The sequence below is a fragment of the Citrobacter sp. 172116965 genome (genome assembly GCF_013458095.1).
GTDB classification, from domain to species: Bacteria; Pseudomonadota; Gammaproteobacteria; order Enterobacterales; family Enterobacteriaceae; genus Citrobacter; species Citrobacter braakii.
The window spans coordinates 5,120,874-5,141,907 of record NZ_CP046673.1 but is presented as its reverse complement, the minus strand read 5'-3'; the positions used below and the strand labels follow the sequence as shown (position 1 = coordinate 5,141,907).

20 protein-coding genes are annotated in these 21,034 nt (G+C 51.6%); 7 read left to right on the top strand and 13 right to left on the bottom strand.

Features of this window, described 5'->3' with window-relative positions; all coding sequences use genetic code 11:
• Positions 1–26 precede the first annotated feature (26 nt).
• From atpG to asnC, 11 genes are all read right to left on the bottom strand, one after another.
• Positions 27–890, bottom strand: coding sequence for a F0F1 ATP synthase subunit gamma (atpG, locus tag GPJ68_RS24825; protein WP_016155083.1), 864 nt, complete (start codon positions 888–890; stop codon positions 27–29).
• A gap of 50 nt (positions 891–940) precedes the next feature.
• Positions 941–2,482, bottom strand: a complete 1,542-nt coding sequence (gene atpA, locus GPJ68_RS24820) for a F0F1 ATP synthase subunit alpha (RefSeq protein ID WP_003023802.1) — start codon at positions 2,480–2,482, stop codon at positions 941–943.
• 12 nt (positions 2,483–2,494) lie between these two features.
• Entirely contained in the window at positions 2,495–3,028 is a 534-nt protein-coding gene (atpH, locus tag GPJ68_RS24815) for a F0F1 ATP synthase subunit delta (protein ID WP_006687767.1), read from the bottom strand.
• Between the two features lie 14 nt (positions 3,029–3,042).
• Positions 3,043–3,513 (bottom strand): F0F1 ATP synthase subunit B, encoded by a 471-nt coding sequence (gene atpF / locus GPJ68_RS24810; protein ID WP_003827022.1) that lies wholly within the window; start codon positions 3,511–3,513, stop codon positions 3,043–3,045.
• 59 nt (positions 3,514–3,572) lie between these two features.
• Complete coding sequence (gene atpE, locus GPJ68_RS24805) at positions 3,573–3,812, bottom strand: F0F1 ATP synthase subunit C (RefSeq protein ID WP_003023794.1); 240 nt, start codon at positions 3,810–3,812, stop codon at positions 3,573–3,575.
• A gap of 46 nt (positions 3,813–3,858) precedes the next feature.
• Positions 3,859–4,674 (bottom strand): F0F1 ATP synthase subunit A, encoded by an 816-nt coding sequence (atpB, locus tag GPJ68_RS24800; protein WP_003023792.1) that lies wholly within the window; start codon positions 4,672–4,674, stop codon positions 3,859–3,861.
• Between the two features lie 7 nt (positions 4,675–4,681).
• Complete coding sequence (gene atpI, locus GPJ68_RS24795; protein WP_003023790.1) at positions 4,682–5,062, bottom strand: F0F1 ATP synthase subunit I; 381 nt, start codon at positions 5,060–5,062, stop codon at positions 4,682–4,684.
• A 614-nt stretch (positions 5,063–5,676) separates the two neighbouring features.
• Positions 5,677–6,300, bottom strand: a complete 624-nt coding sequence (gene rsmG / locus GPJ68_RS24790; protein ID WP_016155084.1) for a 16S rRNA (guanine(527)-N(7))-methyltransferase RsmG — start codon at positions 6,298–6,300, stop codon at positions 5,677–5,679.
• A 103-nt stretch (positions 6,301–6,403) separates the two neighbouring features.
• A complete protein-coding gene (mnmG, locus tag GPJ68_RS24785) occupies positions 6,404–8,293 on the bottom strand; it encodes a tRNA uridine-5-carboxymethylaminomethyl(34) synthesis enzyme MnmG (RefSeq protein ID WP_016155085.1) in 1,890 nt (629 codons plus the stop codon).
• Between the two features lie 372 nt (positions 8,294–8,665).
• Entirely contained in the window at positions 8,666–9,115 is a 450-nt protein-coding gene (gene mioC / locus GPJ68_RS24780; RefSeq protein ID WP_016155086.1) for an FMN-binding protein MioC, read from the bottom strand.
• 89 nt (positions 9,116–9,204) lie between these two features.
• Positions 9,205–9,663, bottom strand: a complete 459-nt coding sequence (gene asnC / locus GPJ68_RS24775) for a transcriptional regulator AsnC (protein WP_003023780.1) — start codon at positions 9,661–9,663, stop codon at positions 9,205–9,207.
• 151 nt (positions 9,664–9,814) lie between these two features.
• Here asnC and asnA point away from each other — a divergent pair, with 151 nt between their 5' ends.
• The gene (gene asnA / locus GPJ68_RS24770; RefSeq protein ID WP_016155087.1) at positions 9,815–10,807 is read left to right on the top strand and encodes an aspartate--ammonia ligase; all 993 of its coding nucleotides are present in this window, start codon (positions 9,815–9,817) and stop codon (positions 10,805–10,807) included.
• Between the two features lie 3 nt (positions 10,808–10,810).
• Here the strand turns inward: asnA and viaA are convergent, their stop codons facing one another.
• Both viaA and ravA read right to left on the bottom strand, forming a co-directional pair.
• On the bottom strand, positions 10,811–12,262 hold the full coding sequence (viaA, locus tag GPJ68_RS24765; RefSeq protein ID WP_104651923.1) for an ATPase RavA stimulator ViaA: 1,452 nt from the start codon (positions 12,260–12,262) through the stop codon (positions 10,811–10,813).
• Positions 12,256–13,752 carry an ATPase RavA gene (gene ravA / locus GPJ68_RS24760; RefSeq protein WP_104651924.1) on the bottom strand — a complete coding sequence of 499 codons (1,497 nt, stop codon included), beginning with the start codon at positions 13,750–13,752 and terminating at the stop codon, positions 12,256–12,258. The genes viaA and ravA overlap by 7 nt, the downstream gene beginning before the upstream one ends.
• Before the next feature lie 330 nt (positions 13,753–14,082).
• Here ravA and kup point away from each other — a divergent pair, with 330 nt between their 5' ends.
• The 6 genes from kup to rbsK all read left to right on the top strand — a co-directional run bounded on the left by kup (position 14,083) and on the right by rbsK (position 21,033).
• Positions 14,083–15,951, top strand: coding sequence for a low affinity potassium transporter Kup (kup, locus tag GPJ68_RS24755; RefSeq protein ID WP_003023768.1), 1,869 nt, complete (start codon positions 14,083–14,085; stop codon positions 15,949–15,951).
• 192 nt (positions 15,952–16,143) lie between these two features.
• Complete coding sequence (gene rbsD / locus GPJ68_RS24750) at positions 16,144–16,563, top strand: D-ribose pyranase (RefSeq protein ID WP_016155090.1); 420 nt, start codon at positions 16,144–16,146, stop codon at positions 16,561–16,563.
• Between the two features lie 7 nt (positions 16,564–16,570).
• The gene (gene rbsA, locus GPJ68_RS24745; protein ID WP_104651925.1) at positions 16,571–18,076 is read left to right on the top strand and encodes a ribose ABC transporter ATP-binding protein RbsA; all 1,506 of its coding nucleotides are present in this window, start codon (positions 16,571–16,573) and stop codon (positions 18,074–18,076) included.
• A 5-nt stretch (positions 18,077–18,081) separates the two neighbouring features.
• Positions 18,082–19,047 carry a ribose ABC transporter permease gene (gene rbsC / locus GPJ68_RS24740; RefSeq protein WP_003023762.1) on the top strand — a complete coding sequence of 322 codons (966 nt, stop codon included), beginning with the start codon at positions 18,082–18,084 and terminating at the stop codon, positions 19,045–19,047.
• A 24-nt stretch (positions 19,048–19,071) separates the two neighbouring features.
• Positions 19,072–19,962, top strand: a complete 891-nt coding sequence (gene rbsB, locus GPJ68_RS24735; protein ID WP_003023760.1) for a ribose ABC transporter substrate-binding protein RbsB — start codon at positions 19,072–19,074, stop codon at positions 19,960–19,962.
• 141 nt (positions 19,963–20,103) lie between these two features.
• Positions 20,104–21,033, top strand: coding sequence for a ribokinase (rbsK, locus tag GPJ68_RS24730; RefSeq protein WP_016157826.1), 930 nt, complete (start codon positions 20,104–20,106; stop codon positions 21,031–21,033).
• Position 21,034: the final 1 nt, after the last annotated feature.

The following is a 21,034-nucleotide window of genomic DNA, read 5'->3' as shown; positions in this document are numbered from 1 at the left end:
CTTGAATCCTCTACGAATTAACCTGGTTATACCGCGGATGCACCACCGACGATTTCGGTGAGTTCCTGAGTAATGCTGGCCTGACGAGCTTTGTTGTATACCAACTGCAGCTCTTTAATCAGGCTGCCGCCATTGTCGGTCGCGGCTTTCATCGCCACCATACGTGCGGCCTGCTCGCTGGCCAGGTTTTCTACCACGCCCTGATAAACCTGAGACTCGACATAACGACGCAGCAGGGTATCCAGCAGCGCTTTCGGGTCTGGCTCATACAGGTAATCCCAGGATTTACGCTTCAATTCATCATCATCTGATGCCGGCAGAGGCAGCAGTTGGGTGATGGTTGGCGTCTGAGACATGGTGTTAATAAATTTGTTGCTGACAACGTACAGTCTGTCCAGACGACCTTCATCGTAGGCCTGCAGCATCACTTTAACCGGACCGATCAGTTCGGACAGGGAAGGGTTATCCCCCATACCGGTTACCTGAGCAATCACATTACCGCCAACGGAGTTAAAGAAAGACACGCCCTTAGAGCCGATCATTGCGATATCGCACTGAACGCCTTTATCGGACCATGCTTTCATATCCGCCAGCAGCTTTTTGAACAGGTTAATGTTCAAGCCACCGCACAGACCACGGTCGGTCGACACCACCAGGTAGCCCACGCGCTTAACGTCGCGTTCTTCCAGGTAAGGGTGCTTATATTCCAGATTACCATTCGCAAGGTGACCAATCACTTTGCGCATGGTCTCTGCATAAGGACGGCTGGCCGCCATGCGATCCTGCGATTTACGCATTTTGGAAGCGGCGACCATCTCCATCGCTTTAGTGATCTTCTGCGTGTTCTGGACGCTTGCGATCTTACTACGTATCTCTTTTGCGCCGGCCATGAGCTTCTCCTCAATGCCTTGCGGTCCGCCCTAAAGCAGACCGCCAGACGTTACCAGGACTGGGTTGCCTTGAAGGAATCGAGGATAGCTTTCAGCTTGCCTTCGATTTCATCGTTATAGCCACCGGACTGGTTGATCTCTTGCATCAGCGGAGCGTGGTCACGGTCAACGTAAGCCAGCAGAGCGGCTTCGAAGCTACCGATTTTCGCCAGTTCCACATCTTCGAGGTAACCGCGTTCAGCCGCAAACAGCACCACACCCTGCTGTGCTACAGACATTGGGGCATACTGTTTCTGCTTCAGCAGTTCAGTTACTTTCTGACCGTGGCTCAGCTGCTTACGAGTAGCTTCATCCAGGTCGGAAGCGAACTGAGAAAACGCAGCCAGTTCACGATACTGCGCCAGTGCGGTACGAATACCACCGGACAGTTTCTTGATGATCTTGGTCTGCGCTGCGCCACCTACACGAGATACGGAGATACCCGGGTTAACTGCCGGACGAATACCGGAGTTGAACAGGTTGGTTTCCAGGAAGATCTGACCATCTGTAATGGAAATTACGTTGGTCGGAACGAACGCAGAAACGTCACCCGCCTGGGTTTCGATAATCGGCAGAGCGGTCAGGGAGCCGGTTTTACCTTTAACTTCACCATTGGTGAACTTCTCAACGTATTCCGCGTTTACGCGGGATGCGCGCTCCAGCAGACGGGAGTGGAGGTAAAATACGTCGCCCGGGAATGCTTCACGTCCTGGTGGACGACGGAGCAACAGGGAAACCTGACGGTAAGCAACAGCCTGTTTAGACAGGTCATCGTAAACGATCAGCGCGTCTTCACCGCGGTCACGGAAGTATTCGCCCATTGCGCAACCGGCATATGGCGCCAGGTATTGCAGAGCAGCAGATTCAGACGCGGTCGCCACAACAACGATGGTGTTGGACAGTGCGCCGTGTTCTTCCAGTTTACGAACCACGTTAGAAATGGTGGACGCTTTCTGGCCGATAGCCACGTACACACATTTGATACCGGAATCACGCTGGTTGATGATGGCGTCGATTGCCATCGCGGTTTTACCTGTCTGACGGTCACCGATGATCAGCTCACGCTGGCCACGACCGATTGGGATCATGGCATCAACAGATTTATAACCTGTCTGTACTGGCTGGTCGACGGACTGACGTTCGATTACGCCTGGTGCGATAACTTCGATTGGCGAGAAGCCATCGTTATCAACCGGACCTTTACCGTCAATTGGAGAACCCAGAGTGTTCACCACACGACCCAGCAGGCCACGGCCAACCGGAACTTCCAGAATACGACCCGTACACTTAACCTTCATGCCTTCGGCGAGGTCAGCGTATGGACCCATCACAACGGCACCTACGGAGTCGCGCTCCAGGTTCAGTGCGATAGCGTAACGGTTACCCGGCAGGGAAATCATCTCACCCTGCATACAATCGGCCAGGCCGTGAATGCGGATAACACCGTCACTTACAGAAACAATAGTACCTTCGTTGTGAGCTTCGCTCACAACATTGAACTGAGCAATGCGCTGCTTGATCAGTTCGCTGATTTCGGTGGAATTCAGTTGCATGCTCCAGTCCCCTTAAGACTGCAAGACGTCTGCAAGGCGCTCAAGACGGCCGCGTACGCTGCCATCAATGACCATATCACCCGCTCGGATGATTACGCCAGCCATTACAGACTTATCGATTTTGCAATTCAGCTTAACTTTGCGTGACAGACGTTTTTCCATCGCTGCACTAATCTTCGTAAGCTGTTCATCACTCAGTGCATTGGCAGAAGTGACTTCTACCTCAGAGATAGCCTCACTGGCTGCACGCAGATGAATAAACTGCTCAAGAACATCCGGGAGCGCATTCAGACGGTTATTTTCAGCCATTACCCTAATCAGGTTTTGGCCGCTTTCGTCCAGCTGCTCACCGCACACGGCGATAAACGACTCAGCGAGCGTTTCCGGCGCCAGCGCGCCAGAGAGAAGCTCTGCCATTTGTTCGTTTTTCGTCACCTCAGCGGCAAACGTCAGCATATCCTGCCAACGGTCAACGCTTTGGTGCTCAACGGCAAAGTCAAAAGCTGCTTTGGCGTAGGGGCGAGCTACCGTAATAAATTCAGACATCAGCCCCTCCCTCCTTACAGTTCAGCGACAAGTTTGTCCACGATGTCGCTATTAGCAGCTTCATCCACGGAACGTTCGATGATCTTCTCGGCGCCAGCAACAGCCAGGATAGCAACTTGCTTACGCAGTTCTTCGCGAGCACGTTTACGCTCGGCGTCAATTTCCGCCTGCGCCTGTGCCACGATTTTAGTACGTTCCTGCTCTGCTTCAGTTTTAGCTTCGTCCAGGATCTGAGCACGGCGTTTGTTCGCCTGCTCGATGATTACCTGAGCTTCCGCCTTCGCTTTTTTCAGCTGGTCGGTCGCGCTGGCCTTTGCAAGGTCAAGATCCTTATGTGCTCGTTCTGCAGAAGCAAGGCCGTCAGCAATTTCTTTTTGACGTTTTTCGATGGCAGCCATTAAAGGCGGCCATACGTACTTCATGCAGAACAGAACGAACAGGACAAACGCGATGGCCTGGCCGAGGATTGTTGCGTTAAGATTCACAGCACAATGCCTCTATCTAGTTAACGTTCTGATATTGCTCTTAATTCAAGCAACGCTTACTACGCGACAGCAAACATCACGTACAGACCCAGACCTACAGCGATCATTGGGATTGCATCCACCAGACCCATAACGATAAAGAACTGAGTACGCAGCAGAGGAATCAGATCCGGTTGACGCGCTGCGCCTTCCAGGAATTTACCCCCGAGGATGCCGATACCGATCGCAGCACCGATTGCCGCCAGACCCATCATCACAGCGGCAGCAATGTACAGCAGATCCATATTCAGGTTTTCCATGACAGTCTCCAGTTTGTTTCAGTTAAAACGTAGTAGTGTTGGTAAATTAATGCTCTTCAGATGCCATCGACAGATAGACAATCGTCAGAACCATAAATATGAAGGCTTGCAGCGTGATAATCAGTATGTGGAAAATGGCCCATGGCACATTCAGGATCCACTGTGACCACCACGGCAACAGACCAGCAATCAGAATGAAAATCAGCTCACCGGCATACATGTTGCCGAACAGTCGCAGACCAAGAGAAATTGGTTTGGACAGCAGGCTTACCCCTTCAAGGATTAAGTTGACAGGGATGAACGCCCAGTGATTGAACGGCTGCAGCGTCAACTCTTTCGCGAAGCCGCCGATGCCTTTCATTTTGATGCTGTAGAACAGAATGAGGATAAATACGCCCAGCGCCATCGACAGGGTGATGTTCACGTCAGCAGACGGAACCACACGCAGAGCCGGCAGGCCAAAGATATGCTCACCGATGTACGGCAGCAGGTCGATAGGCAGTAAATCCATCAAGTTCATCAGGAATACCCAGACGAAAATCGTCAGGGCCAGCGGAGCAATCAGCTTGCTTTTGCCATGGTACATGTCTTTCACGCTACCATGCACAAAGCCGATTACCAGCTCAATCGCGGTCTGAAATTTACCTGGTACGCCGCTGGTCGCCTTTTTAGCTACGCTACGGAACATAAGCAGGAACAACAGACCCAGAACCACCGAGAAGAAAATGGAGTCAATATTGAGCGTCCAGAAGGTGGCTGGGGGGTTGTGCGGATCCACCAGCGAGAATGTACGTAGGTCCAACTGAAGGTTATTCAGATGGTGTCCTATGTAATCCTGCGGCGTCATATTTTCTGAAGCCATGATGCCTTTACCCTTTGTTGTTAATTACAGCCGGCGCCAGTATCTGAACCACCAGCACCAAAACCCACGTAACGATCAGCGGCATGAATACCGCTTTCAAAACAGCCAACGCCACCACCAGCAAAACCAGCATAGCTAACACCTTGAAGGCTTCGCCGAAGGCGAACGTCCAGGCTACTCGGCCTTTAGCTGGTGTATGCGCCTGGTGACGCCAGGCAAATATCATAAACAACACATTAGGCAGTAACACTGCCAATCCACCGCACAATGCGGAGATGCCCCAGAAAGGGTCTTTGAGGCTAAACAGCAATCCACTTGCTATTACCGCCAGAAACTGTGTGAGCAAAAGCTTACGAGCAACGTTTCGACTCAAGAGCGACATAGACATCACGTTTTTACTCCTGCTCCCTTCGAGGTATGCCGCGTGTCGTATAAAACGTTCTTTATGGCTTAGAGTCAAGCATCAAAAAGCGGTCAAATTATACGGTGCGCCTTCGTGATTTCAAACAATAAGTAGCTAAAAAGTGAATAAATGTTTAAATATTTTTCGCTACCCCACATTTATCACTTTTAAGCAAACTGTGAACGATCATGCAAAACTGCAAATGCCGCGTAAATACTGGCGGCAAAGCGTGCACCAGATCACATATTGAACATATTCACCTTCGCATAATTTATTTACGTGGCAAATGATGCCTTTTCATCTTTTTGATATTTAAGCGTAAAAATAGCCACTATTTCAAAAACAACAGCTAACAACAAAAAAACCACGCATTGACATTTATAATAAAAAATTAACACAACGGGTGGTTCTTACGTTCTATTTTTAGCAGACTGATATTTTCACAGCTGACTTGTTTCGCTTTTAACAAAAAACGGTACGTTATAGTTATGATGCAAAACCGTAAGGCGCTAGTGAATTGTAACGACATTTAACCACACTATTCCCTATGACTTTTAACACCTGAATAGCCGTTTTTTTTCTATTTTTTTTGATAAAAATTAAATTTTGTTTGGCTTAATAACCACCAGATGACGTTCACCATCCAGTTGCGGAACGCGTAATTTTTCGACCGACTCGACGCTGAATTCTGCAGGCAACGAAGCAATTTCGTCTTCTGGCAACTGCCCTTTTAGCGCATAAAAACGCCCATCCAGGCCAGGCAAATGATGGCACCAACTCACCATATCAGTAAGTGACGCGAACGCACGGCTAATGACCCCATCGAACGGCGGCTCTGAAGGGAATTCTTCAACGCGACTTTGCACAGGCGTGATGTTAGTAAGCGCAAGCTCATGCTGCACCTGACGCAAGAAACGGACGCGTTTTCCCAGACTATCCAGCAGTGTGAAATGCGCTTCTGGGCGCACGATAGAGAGAGGAATACCCGGCAGGCCCGGTCCCGTACCCACGTCGATAAAACGCTCCCCCTTCAGATACGGCGCGACGACAATACTGTCCAGAATATGGCGCACCAGCATTTCGTTAGGATCCCGTACCGACGTCAAGTTGTACGCTTTGTTCCATTTGTGCAGCATATCGACATACGCAATCAGCTGATTTTTCTGGTGATCGGTAAGAGAAATACCAGCATCAGCCAGCAGACGAGAGAGTTTGTTGAGCACGGTCGTTACCTGTTCATAATCAATTTCCCGATGAGCTATAGCTTATCGGGACTACAAATTGGTAGGGCGGGCAGGCGAAGCGCCCGCCGCCAAAATAGTGTTATCAAGCGCTGCGGCGCAGCATACCTTGTTTCTTCAGCCATACCAGCAGAATGGAAATGGCGGCAGGCGTAACGCCAGAAATACGCGATGCCTGACCGATTGATACCGGTTTGTGATCGTTCAGCTTGGCGATAACTTCATTCGACAAGCCTGAGACCTGACGATAATCCAGCGTTGCAGGCAACAGGGTGTTCTCATTACGCTGTTGTCTTTCGATTTCTTCCTGCTGACGGGCGATATACCCTTCGTATTTCACCTGAATCTCAACCTGTTCCGCGGCCTGAGCATCGTCGAGCGCTGGTGCAAACGCAGATAAAGAGGTCAACTGAGCATAGGTCATATCCGGGCGGCGCAGGAGATCTTCACCGCTGGCTTCACGTGACAAAGGCGTAGCCAGGTGAGCATTCACTTCTGCTGCAGATTCCGCTAACGGATTTACCCAGGTTGATTTGAGACGCTGACGTTCCTGTTCGATACGCTCCAGCTTCTCGTTGAAACGAGCCCAGCGCTCGTCGTCCACCAGACCCAGTTCACGACCAATTTCGGTCAGACGCAGGTCGGCGTTATCTTCGCGCAGCATCAAACGGTATTCTGCGCGTGAGGTGAACATACGGTACGGTTCTTTGGTGCCAAGCGTACACAGATCGTCCACCAGTACACCAAGATAAGCCTGATCGCGACGCGGTGCCCAACCGTCTTTCTCAGCAGACAAGCGCGCGGCGTTCAGACCCGCCAACATCCCTTGCGCGGCAGCTTCTTCGTAACCGGTAGTACCGTTAATCTGGCCCGCAAAGAACAGACCTTGGATGAATTTGCTTTCCAGAGTGGGTTTCAGGTCGCGCGGATCGAAGAAATCATACTCAATCGCGTAGCCAGGACGGACGATTCTGGCATTTTCCATTCCCTGCATGGAGCGGACAATTTGCATCTGCACATCGAACGGCAAGCTGGTGGAGATACCATTCGGATAAATTTCGTTAGACGTCAGTCCTTCCGGCTCGAGGAAGATCTGATGCTGATTACGATCGGCAAAGCGCATCACTTTGTCTTCGATCGACGGGCAGTAGCGCGGACCGATACCTTCGATCACGCCTGCGTACATCGGGCTACGATCGAGGTTATTGCGGATCACGTCATGGGTTCTCTCATTGGTATGCGTGATGTAACACGGCATCTGACGCGGATGTTGAGAAGCATCGCCCAAGAATGAGAAGACCGGCATCGGGTTATCGCTGTTTTGTTGGCCGAGCACGCTGAAATCAATAGTGCGTGCATCGATACGCGGCGGCGTACCGGTTTTCAGGCGGCTGACGCGCAAAGGCAGTTCACGCAGACGGCGTGACAGCGGGATAGACGGCGGATCGCCAGCACGGCCGCCGCTGTAGTTGTCCAGACCAATATGAATTTTGCCGTCAAGAAAAGTCCCTACGGTTAACACAACCGCTTTGGCACGGAACTTCAGTCCCATTTGGGTCACTGCACCCACAACACGATCGTTTTCAACAATCAGATCTTCAACCGCCTGTTGGAAGATCATCAGATTGGGTTGATTCTCGAGTGCGGTGCGTACAGCCTGGCGATAGAGCACACGGTCGGCCTGAGCTCGGGTAGCACGAACGGCTGGCCCTTTGCTGGCGTTTAGTATCCTAAACTGGATACCTGCATGGTCGATCGCTTTTGCCATCAACCCACCAAGCGCATCCACTTCTTTTACCAGGTGTCCCTTCCCAATACCGCCGATCGCCGGGTTGCAGCTCATCTGTCCCAGAGTGTCGATATTGTGTGTCAAAAGCAGAGTCTGTTGACCCATTCGCGCCGCGGCCATTGCGGCCTCGGTGCCTGCATGACCCCCGCCAATGATGATGACGTCAAAAGGATCCTGATAAAACATGGTAATTGCCTCGCATAACGCGGTGTGAAAGTGGATTGAAGCCCGGGCCGTGGATTCTACTCAACTTTAGTCGATCGAGAAAGCCCTGGGATCCTGGGTATTAAAAAGAAGATCTTTTTATTTAGAGATCTGTTTTATTGTGATCTCTTATTAGGATCGCAACTTTCTGTGGATAATGGCGATCCTTTTAATAAGATCAACAGGTTGTTGAGGATCATTAGCTGTGAATGATCGGTGATCCTGGCCCGTATAAGCTGGGAGCAGAATGAAGGGTTATACACAACTCAAAAACTGAACAACGGTTGTTCTTGGGATAACTACCGGTTGATCCAAGCTTTTAACCAGAGTTATCCACATAAAAAAGTACGATCTTTACAAATCTCTGAGCAATGGATGCCAGGATCCCAGCCAAATTTCAGCCGGATCTTCCGGAATTTCATGTTCCAGTACGTTGATCCTGAGCGTTTCGCCGATCTGTTTTGCCCCGCAGGCTTTCAGTTCGGCTTCCAGCTTGTCGATTGCGCCGCAAAAGGTGTCATATTCACGACTGCCGATCCCGATTGCACCAAAGTGCACTTGTGAAAGGTCCGGTTTTTGCTCGCATAAGGCATCATATAAAGGCTGCAGGTTGTCAGGAATGTCTCCCGCACCGTGCGTGGAGCTAATAATCAGCCAGATCCCATCAGTCGGGACCTCTTCAAGCATTGGCCCATGCAGTATTTCGCTGGAAAAACCCGCGTCGTCCAGTTTTTCAGCCAGATGCTCTGCTACATATTCCGCACTGCCAAGCGTGCTGCCGCTGATAAGAGTGATTTCTGCCATGATCGCCCACCTTTATAAAGAGGGCGTATTGTACGCTGTGAGCGAGCTGGGATCTACCTGTGGAAAAATAGGGGATTAAAAAAAAGCGATCATGGCTTGATGGTACGCATGATCGGGTTTTGCAGGACGATCAGGGTCTCCGTGGACTGAATTTCGTCAATTGTTTGGATCTTGTTGATAAGTACCTGCTGTAACGCGTCGATCGACTTGCACATCACCTTTATAAAGATGCTGTAGTGCCCGGTGGTGTAATACGCTTCGGTCACCTCATCGAGGCTTTCCAGTCTGGCCAACGCTGACGGATAGTCTTTCGCACTTTTCAGGATGATGCCGATAAAGCAACCGACGTCATAGCCCAACTGTTTGGGACTAACATCAATCCGCGCGCCGGTAATAATCCCGGCCTGCTTCATCTTCTCTACGCGAACGTGAATTGTCCCCGGGCTAACGCCGAACTGTTTGGCTAATTCGGCATAGGCCGTTCGGGCATTTTCCATCAGGGCGTCAAGAATGCCGCGGTCCAGATTGTCGATCTGATAATTTTCCATAGGTTTTTCTTATGTAGATTAATGATTCCCTCTATTTTAGACGTTAATTTTAACGAATCAAAATCGAAGACGGCTTTTTGTTTGTTGATTATTGAATATTACCTACATTCTGTTGCTTAATCATAGGCAACAGGACACAGGAGTACACATAATGAAAACCGCTTACATTGCCAAACAACGTCAAATTAGCTTCGTAAAATCTCATTTTTCTCGTCAGCTGGAAGAGCGTTTAGGTCTGATCGAAGTTCAGGCTCCGATCCTCAGCCGCGTAGGAGATGGCACGCAAGATAACTTGTCGGGCTGTGAAAAAGCGGTGCAGGTGAAGGTTAAAGCATTGCCAGACGCTCAATTCGAAGTGGTTCATTCACTGGCGAAGTGGAAGCGTCAAACATTAGGACAACACGACTTTAGCGCAGGCGAAGGGCTGTACACGCATATGAAGGCCCTGCGTCCTGATGAAGATCGCCTTTCCCCGCTGCACTCCGTGTATGTTGACCAGTGGGACTGGGAGCGCGTGATGGGCGACGGCGAGCGTCAATTCTCCACTCTGAAAAGCACGGTAGAGGCTATCTGGGCGGGAATTAAGGCTACCGAAGCTGCGGTGAGCAAAGAGTTTGGTCTGGCACCGTTCCTGCCAGAGCAGATCCACTTTGTTCATAGCCAGGAACTGTTATCTCGTTATCCTGGTCTTGACGCAAAAGGTCGTGAACGTGCGATTGCTAAAGAACTGGGCGCGGTATTCCTGGTGGGGATCGGCGGCAAGCTCAGCGACGGTCACCGCCATGATGTACGTGCGCCGGATTATGATGACTGGAGTTCAGCATCCGAGCTGGGTCACGCCGGTCTGAACGGTGATATTTTGGTCTGGAACCCGGTACTGGAGGATGCGTTTGAGCTGTCTTCTATGGGGATCCGTGTGGATGCTGACGCTCTGAAACATCAGCTGTCTCTGACCGGAGATGAAGATCGTCTGAGTCTGGAATGGCACCAGGCGCTGCTGCGCGGTGAAATGCCACAGACGATTGGTGGAGGAATTGGGCAGTCGCGTCTGACCATGCTGTTGCTGCAATTACCACACATTGGTCAGGTTCAGTGTGGCGTATGGCCGGCACAGGTACGTGAAAGCGTCGCCTCTCTGTTGTAAGAATTAACGCCGCCAGCGTCTGAGCAGGCGGCTTCGCATCCCGGTATCAAAGCGCCAGATATGATCGAAAATGCGCATGATGCCGGGTTTACCATGTTCTGACATCGCCACCGCGTGAAAACGGTGCTGGTGCACCCGCTGTAATTCCTCCACTTTGCTGACAACCTCATCGGGCAATCGCTGTGCGATAAAATCTGAGATCACCACCGCATCAGCATCAAACCATTCCCGACCCTGCATGCGCTCAGTAATGGCGCGAAAACAGCTGGCAATATCGGTACCACCGCGAAAGCGCTGACTTAAAAAACGGATCGCCTGTTCGATGCCCTCCGGGCCGGATAGCTCATAGCGCACTACTTCTGTTGAAAACAGCATGATGAAACAGCGTCGGTTATCGGCAAGGGCGACGCGCATTAGCGCCAGGCAAAAGGCTTTCGCACACTGCTCATTAAAGCCGCCCATCGATCCCGAAGTATCAACGCAGACGATAAAAGGTCCGCGCGGTTGCTCGTCAAAATCCTGATGCACCACGGGGTGTTCCGTGACTTTCTCACGCCATGCTTCGCCGTGCAGGCGATAGGTCAACAACTGCTTTTCCACCAGTCGTCGGTAGAACTCGTATTCCAGTTCGGTAATGCCCAGCGTGGCCAGTTCCGGCGGCAGCAGGCGCAGGATATCGTCGCTTTGCTGGATGCCATCTACTTGCTCCGGGACGGTTGCCGGTTCGCGCACCAGGGTGCGGAAGGTTTCCATTGGCGCATCTTTACGCGGTACGGATTTCGCTTCTCTGGAACGGCCTAACTGCTCAGCCAGACGCTGGAGTTCAGGTTGTTGCGTCAGGAATTCGCCATATTTCACCATCAACTGATAATCACCGCGCTTAATTTGACCTGCGCTCATATCCCACAACCGGCCTGCGGCGTTGTCATTTTCTGCCAGTACGGGTTCCAGTTGCCCGCTAAGGGTCATCCGTTCCTGTACTTCACTGAGCAAATGCTCGCGCTCTTCTTCCAGCAGTTGCTGATTCAGCGTTGTGGTTTGCACCACCAGGCTCAGGCGCCAGCGCTGGAGAAAAAGCGTATGTAGGGCAGGCGTAAACGCGCTGTTGTCATTGACCAGTTGCTGCGCTTGTCCGGCCCATGGCGAATGGAGGTGGTGCAATAGCGACAATATTTGCGGTAGCTGGACGATAAACTGCGCATGAGAGAGGAGCTGGCTTTGTTGATAGCATATAACCTCTTCCGCTAACTCCGGCGGTACATGGGTATCTTTGAGGCGGCTACGCAAAGATTCACGCCAGCGGGGAATATCGTCAGTGATCGCTTTTTTAAGGCGAGGGAATTTGTTAAAAAATACCACCATCTTCGGAGAAGCCAGTAGGGCGACGATCATCTCTTCGATCATCGCTTCTTCACTGACCGCCAGCATGATGTTGAGTGTATCAAGGGTCAGCATTGTTGCGCCTGGCGGATTTGTGCCCCGACATCCTGCAGGCTGGCCTCAATGCGGCCTAACCAGTCGCTATGAATAAACAGACATTTTTGCTGCTCGCTAAATGCGCTGTGCTGCTGATGCCACTCGTTATCGAGCGCTTCAAGCTCCTGTTTTATTTCAGCGGGCATACTCTCTTGTGATGTACCGGGCAATGCCAGGCGAGAGCCTTGTAAGCTGACGTCGCGTACAACCAGGTGCTGCGCGCTATCCACTTCCATGTTCAGCGTCTGGGCAAAACCGATGCCGTTTAATTTTCCGCGGATCTCACCACCTTTGGTTAACCACAGTTCCAGCGCGCTACGTTCGAAAGCAATATGGATTACTTCCATATCATGCAGCTTTAAGGGCTTTTGCAGTAGTAATGTCACGACGGATGACGTGGCCTCCGGCGGTAAATCATAATGAGGACGACGGCTGAACATGCCGCCCTGACGGATCACGGTGAATGCTGTTTTATCGCTTTGCTGCTGCTGGAGCTGAATGCGGCGCTGCACAATACTGCCCAGACGGGTCAGCATGGCTTGCTGTTGCCATGCGTGTCCGGTCATCAATATTTCCAGCTGCTGCTGCATTAGATTCAGGCTTTGTGCGTCGTACCACAGGCAATCTTTCAGCAGGATCAGGTCGATGGGAACTACCGCATCACGTCCGCTAAAGAAGGCGCTGGCCTGGAGCAAGCGAATGGCTTTTTTCCAGCGACGATCGGACACGTAGGGGGCATTCGGTAGCGTGTCCAACTGCTGGCGCAGCATGAAAATAAGCTCAAACACGCGATCGGGAAGCGTGATGGCGCCAATGTCCTTTTGCCACTGGTAATACTCTTCATCCGTTACCTGTAACGATACCGGGACCGGATTGTCGCTTTCATCCTGCTGACTTAACAGCATCGAGCGGAAGTTGGCCTTGTCCTGGACTTTATCCAGCCACAGACGAATCAGCATACGGTCGTACAGCGCTTCCAGGCTGCTGTCTGCCTCAGGCAGTTCGTTGGAGGCTGCCACCAGCAGGCGCATCGGGATTTTCTCTTCATGCGCGCCGTTGCGGAAGTGGCGTTCGTTGATGGCGGTCAGGAGGGTGTTAAGAATCGCCGGTCCCGCCTTCCAGATTTCATCGAGAAAGACGATTTCAGCTTCAGGGAGATAGCCTGCCGTTAAGCGTTCATAGCGACCTTCGTCTTTTAACGCCTGAATGGACAGCGGGCCGAAAACCTCTTCCGGCGTAGAGAAGCGCGTCATCAGATATTCGAAGGCGCGAGCATTTTGAAAGGCAAATTTCAGTCTGCGGGCAATTAAGCTTTTCGCGATCCCGGGAGGACCTAATAAGAAAACGCTCTCGCCGCTAAGCGCAGCCAGCAGACACAGACGAATGGCGTGGCTACGTTCATAAAGTCCCTTTTCCAGCGCATTGCTCAGACGGGAAATTCTTTCCGCTAATAAATGTGGGTGAGCCATAATGAAGTGGCGTCCTTTCGCCAAATGTACTGCATAAACAGCGAGTATAGATGCTTCACACCAGTGCAGTAATAGACTGAAGGTGCGCTTATTTTTCTTTGAGCCAGATTAATCTGGTCTCATTTAGGGGTACGATTTTGCGATTAATCGTGCATACTGTGCGCCTTTTTGTGGGCCAAGGGACGACGCACACATTTCTTATATATACACCAAATCAATCAAGCTGCACCAAGGCGGCAATGGAGCTTTCTTCTGGGATGGGGGGAATAACGAATGCAGCCCACGCGGAGGTGGCTTGAAAGATGATGTGTATAAACGAAAGACGAGTCTATGAGCACTGATAATAAACAATCATTGTCTGCGATTACCCTTGCGGCCATTGGGGTTGTCTACGGTGATATTGGTACCAGCCCACTTTATACGCTTCGTGAATGTTTGTCCGGCCAGTTTGGTTTTGGCGTTGAACGTGACGCCGTATTTGGCTTTCTCTCGCTGATTTTCTGGCTGCTGATCTTTGTTGTCTCCATTAAATACCTGACGTTTGTCATGCGCGCGGATAACGCCGGAGAAGGCGGGATCCTGACGCTGATGTCATTGGCCGGGCGTAATACTTCAGCACGAACAACCTCCATGTTGGTGATTATGGGGTTGATTGGCGGCAGCTTCTTCTATGGAGAAGTGGTGATAACGCCTGCTATCTCGGTGATGTCGGCGATTGAAGGTCTGGAGATCATTGCCCCGCAACTGGATACCTGGATTGTTCCGCTCTCGATAATCGTACTGACCCTGCTGTTTTTGATTCAAAAACACGGTACCGGCATGGTCGGTAAGCTGTTTGCGCCGATTATGCTGTTGTGGTTCCTGACGCTGGCAGTGTTAGGCGTGCGTAGTATTATTGGCAATCCGGAAGTGCTGCAGGCGCTCAATCCATATTGGGCGGTGCATTTCTTCCTCGAATTCAAAACGTTGTCCTTTATTGCGCTGGGTGCGGTGGTGTTGTCGATTACCGGTGTTGAAGCGCTGTATGCGGATATGGGCCACTTCGGTAAGTTGCCGATTCGCCTGGCATGGTTCTCCGTGGTATTGCCTTCGCTGGTACTGAACTATTTTGGTCAGGGGGCGTTGCTGTTAAAGCATCCTGAAGCGATTAAAAACCCGTTCTTCCTGCTGGCGCCGGACTGGGCGTTGATACCGCTCCTGATCCTCGCCGCGCTGGCAACGGTTATCGCTTCACAGGCGGTTATCTCCGGCGTCTTCTCACTGACGCGTCAGGCCGTGCGTCTGGGGTATTTATCGCCGATGCGTATCATCCATACCTCGGAAATGGAGTCGGGCCAGATCTACATTCCTTTCGTTAACTGGATGCTCTATTTTGCAGTGGTTATTGTGATTGTGAGCTTTGAACACTCCAGTAATCTGGCTGCGGCGTACGGGATTGCGGTGACGGGGACGATGGTGCTGACCTCAATTCTGTCGACCACCGTGGCGCGCAAAAACTGGCACTGGAATAAATACTTCGTCTTCCTGATCCTGGTGGCGTTCTTGTGCGTCGATGTTCCGCTGTTCTCCGCGAACCTCGATAAACTGATTTCCGGCGGTTGGCTGCCTCTGACGCTGGGTCTGGTGATGTTCACCATCATGACTACCTGGAAAAGCGAGCGTTTCCGTCTGCTGCGTCGCATGCATGAGCACGGCAACTCTCTGGAGGCGATGATTGCCTCTCTGGAGAAATCACCACCGGTACGCGTGCCGGGAACGGCGGTGTACATGTCTCGTGCATTGAACGTCATCCCGTTTGCGCTACTGCATAACCTCAAACATAACAAGGTGCTGCATGAACGCGTTATTCTGCTGACGCTGCGCACGGAAGATGCACCATATGTTCACAACGTGCGTAGGGTGCAGATTGAGCAGTTATCGCCCACCTTCTGGCGCGTGGTAGCCAGCTACGGTTGGCGCGAAACGCCGAACGTTGAAGAAGTGTTCCATCGCTGCGGTCTGGAAGGCTTAAGCTGTCGGATGATGGAAACCTCGTTCTTCATGTCGCACGAGTCGTTGATTGTTGGCAAACGACCATGGTATCTGCGTCTGCGCGGCAAGCTGTATCTGCTACTACAACGCAATGCGCTGCGCGCCCCGGACCAGTTTGAAATCCCACCGAACCGGGTTATTGAGCTCGGTACTCAGGTCGAGATTTAATCTCATCGACGCCCTCTTTCATCGCGAAAGGGGGCGTTTTGTTTTGTCCCTCCCAGTTTTCATTTCATCGAATGATAATCCTTGCGAAACGTTTCGATGGCGATCACATTTTCGTAACTTCGCGGTGGTTTTATCTCCACTCTTCGCTCTACACTTATCTTCAGCGAAACGTTTCGCTAGTGGGGAAAGAAAATGAAGAAAGGCACGGTACTCAACTCTGAAATTTCATCGGTGATCTCCCGTCTGGGGCATACCGATACGCTGGTGGTGTGTGATGCAGGTTTACCCATCCCGAATAGCACAACGCGTATCGATATGGCATTAACCCAGGGCGTACCTTCTTTTATGCAGGTACTGGATGTGGTGACACGTGAAATGCAGGTCGAGGCGGCCATTCTCGCGACGGAAATTAAACAACATAATCCGCAACTCCACGAAACGTTGCTCAGCCACATTGAGCAACTGCAACAACACCAGGGAAACACCATAGAAATTCGTTACACCACGCATGAACAATTCAAAAAACAAACCGCAGACAGTCAGGCGGTAATTCGCAGCGGAGAGTGTTCTCCGTATGCGAATATCATTCTCTGTGCTGGCGTCACGTTCTGAGGCCATCATGAACGCATTACTGCAACTCAAAGGGATCGATAAAGCGTTCCCGGGCGTAAAAGCGCTATCCGGCGCCGCGCTGAATGTCTACCCAGGCCGCGTAATGGCGCTGGTGGGCGAAAACGGCGCGGGCAAATCCACCATGATGAAAGTGCTGACCGGGATCTATACCCGTGATGCCGGTTCTTTATTGTGGTTGGGAAAAGAGACCACCTTTAACGGCCCTAAATCCTCCCAGGAAGCCGGGATCGGTATCATCCACCAGGAGCTGAATTTGATCCCGCAACTCACTATCGCCGAGAACATTTTTCTTGGCCGTGAGTTCGTTAATCGCTTTGGCAAAATTGACTGGAAGAAGATGTACGCCGAAGCCGATCTGCTGCTTGCCAAACTGAATCTGCGCTTTAAAAGCGACAGACTGGTCGGTGAACTGTCGATTGGCGATCAGCAGATGGTTGAAATTGCCAAAGTGCTGAGCTTTGAATCGAAGGTCATCATTATGGATGAGCCGACGGATGCGCTCACCGATACCGAAACCGAATCCCTGTTCCGCGTCATTCGCGAACTGAAATCCCAGGGACGCGGCATTGTCTATATTTCTCACCGCATGAAAGAGATCTTCGAGATTTGCGACGACGTGACCGTTTTTCGCGACGGGCAGTTTATTGCCGAACGTGAAGTCGCTTCGCTGACCGAAGACTCGCTGATTGAAATGATGGTGGGACGTAAGCTGGAAGATCAATACCCGCGCCTGGAAAAAGCGCCGGGTGATATTCGCCTGAAGGTCGATAACCTGTGCGGCCCTGGCGTAAACGATGTTTCATTCACGCTACGTAAAGGCGAGATCCTTGGCGTATCGGGGCTGATGGGTGCCGGACGTACCGAGCTGATGAAAGTGTTGTACGGCGCATTGCCGCGCACCAGCGGTTACGTCACGCTTGATGGCCATGAAGTGGTCACCCGTTCGCCGCAGGATGGGTTGGCTAACGGCATCGTCTATATTTCTGAAGACCGTAAACGCGATGGTTTAGTGCTGGGCATGTCGGTGAAAGAGAACATGTCACTAACCGCGCTGCGTTATTTCAGTCACGCTGGTGGAAGCCTTAAACATAAAGACGAGCAGCAGGCGGTAGGTGATTTTATTCGTCTGTTCAATGTTAAAACGCCATCAATGGAACAGGCTATCGGCCTGCTTTCTGGCGGTAATCAGCAGAAAGTGGCGATTGCGCGCGGTCTGATGACCCGACCAAAAGTCCTGATCCTCGATGAACCAACGCGCGGTGTTGACGTTGGGGCTAAAAAAGAAATCTATCAGCTTATCAACCAGTTTAAGGCCGATGGGCTGAGCATCATTCTGGTCTCCTCTGAGATGCCAGAAGTATTGGGCATGAGCGATCGAATTATCGTTATGCATGAAGGGCATCTCGGCGGTGAGTTCACTCGCGAGCAGGCCACTCAGGAAGTATTAATGGCTGCCGCTGTGGGTAAGCTTAATCGCGTGAATCAGGAGTAAAAAAGATGACTACCCAGGCTGTTTCTGGTCGCCGTTATTTCACTAAAGCATGGCTTCTGGAGCAAAAGTCGCTTATCGCTCTGTTAGTGCTGATCGCGATTGTTTCCACCATGAGCCCTAACTTTTTTACCGTTAATAACCTGTTCAACATCCTCCAGCAAACGTCGGTGAACGCCATCATGGCCGTTGGCATGACGCTGGTTATCCTGACGTCGGGGATCGATCTGTCTGTCGGTTCTTTGCTGGCGCTTACCGGTGCGGTTGCGGCTTCCATTGTAGGGATTGAAGTCAATGCGCTGGTGGCTGTCGCTGCGGCCCTGGCGCTCGGTGCTGCTATTGGCGCGGTAACCGGGGTGATTGTCGCGAAAGGCCGGGTACAGGCGTTTATCGCGACCCTGGTGATGATGCTGCTGCTGCGTGGTGTGACCATGGTATACACCAACGGCAGTCCGGTTAATACCGGGTTTACTGACAATGCCGATCTGTTTGGCTGGTTTGGTATTGGTCGTCCGTTAGGCGTCCCTACGCCTGTGTGGATTATGGGGATTGTCTTCCTCGCGGCGTGGTACATGCTGCACCACACTCGTCTGGGTCGTTATATCTATGCGCTGGGCGGTAACGAAGCGGCAACGCGCCTGTCCGGTATCAGCGTAAGTAAAATCAAAATTATCGTTTACTCCCTGTGTGGTCTGCTGGCATCGCTGGCGGGCATCATTGAAGTAGCGCGCCTCTCCTCGGCGCAACCGACGGCAGGTACTGGCTATGAGCTGGATGCTATCGCCGCGGTGGTGTTAGGTGGTACCAGCCTGGCGGGTGGTAAAGGACGTATTGTTGGGACGCTGATCGGCGCATTGATTCTTGGTTTCCTCAATAATGGTTTGAATTTGTTAGGTGTATCCTCCTATTACCAGATGATCGTCAAAGCGGTGGTGATTTTGCTGGCGGTACTGGTAGACAACAAAAAGCAGTAACAACGATTACAGGACATCTTAAATATGAACATGAAAAAACTGGCTACCCTGGTTTCTGCTGTTGCGCTGAGCGCCACCGTGAGCGCGAATGCGATGGCGAAAGATACCATTGCGCTGGTGGTCTCCACCCTCAACAACCCGTTCTTTGTTTCTTTGAAGGACGGGGCGCAAAAAGAGGCCGATAAGCTGGGCTACAACCTGGTGATTCTGGATTCACAGAACAACCCGGCGAAAGAGCTGGCTAACGTTCAGGATTTAACGGTTCGTGGAACTAAAATTCTGCTGATTAACCCGACAGACTCCGATGCTGTTGGTAACGCTGTGAAGATGGCTAACCAGGCGAAAATTCCGGTTATCACCCTTGACCGCGTTGCGTCCAAAGGCGAAGTGGTAAGCCATATTGCATCTGATAACGTGCTGGGCGGCAAGATTGCGGGCGATTACATCGCGAAGAAAGCGGGTGAAGGCGCGAAAGTTATCGAACTGCAGGGTATTGCCGGTACTTCAGCAGCGCGTGAGCGTGGCGAAGGTTTCCAGCAGGCTGTTGCGGCACACAAATTTAACGTACTGGCCAGCCAGCCGGCCGACTTCGACCGCACCAAAGGTCTGAACGTCATGCAGAACCTGCTTACCGCGCATCCTGACGTGCAGGCCGTATTTGCCCAGAACGATGAAATGGCGTTGGGTGCGCTGCGCGCACTGCAAACTGCGGGTAAATCTGATGTGATGGTGGTTGGATTTGACGGTACTCCAGATGGCGAAAAAGCAGTAAATGATGGCAAACTGGCTGCGACCATTGCTCAGCTGCCGGATCAGATCGGCGCGAAAGGCGTTGAGACTGCGGATAAAGTCCTGAAAGGCGAGAAGGTTCAGGCTAAATATCCGGTTGACCTGAAGCTGGTCATCAAGCAGTAATACCGATTCAGGTCGCTCGCGGCCTGATGGAGACATAAAGACGCCATCCCCGTATCGGGTTTTGGGGATGAAAGCGTAAAAAGAAAAGCAGGGCACGCGCCACCCTAATCCGGTGGCGCACTTTGACTTGGAACACCAAATATGAAAACCGCAGGCAACCTCGTTGTTCTTGGCAGTATCAATGCCGATCACATCCTCAACCTTAACTCTTTCCCGACACCTGGTGAAACCGTAACCGGTAACCATTATCAGGTCGCATTTGGTGGTAAAGGCGCGAATCAGGCTGTTGCTGCGGGGCGTAGTGGCGCGAATATCGCATTTATTGCCTGTACGGGTGATGATGATATTGGCGAAAGTGTTCGTAAACAGTTAGCCAAAGATAATATCGATATTGCGCCGATTAGCGTAATTTCGGGGGAATCGACCGGTGTGGCGTTGATTTTTGTGAATGGTGAAGGTGAGAACGTCATCGGCATTCATGCTGGTGCGAACGCGGCACTTTCGCCTGCGCTGGTGGAAGCTCAGCATGAGCGTATTGCCCAGGCGTCTGCCTTACTGATGCAGTTAGAGTCGCCGATCGAAAGCGTACTGGCTGCGGCAAAGATTGCACATCAAAATAAGACCACGGTAGCCCTTAACCCGGCCCCGGCACGTGAACTTTCTGACGAACTGCTGGCGCTGGTGGATATTATTACCCCGAATGAAACCGAGGCTGAAAAGCTCACGGGGATCCGGGTTGAAAACGATGAAGACGCGGCCAAAGCTGCGCAGGCATTGCACGCGAAGGGGATCCATACTGTACTGATTACCTTAGGCAGTCGCGGGGTGTGGGCCAGCGTAAATGGTGAAGGTCAGCGTGTGCCAGGGTTTAAAGTGGACGCCGTTGATACCATCGCTGCTGGGGATACCTTTAACGGCGCGTTAATTACAGCGTTACTGGAAGAGACTCCGCTGCCTGAAGCGATCCGATTTGCACATGCCGCTGCGGCGATTGCGGTCACCCGTAAGGGCGCACAGCCTTCCGTTCCATGGCGCGAAGAAATAGAAGCGTTTTTAAGTCAACAGAGGTAAC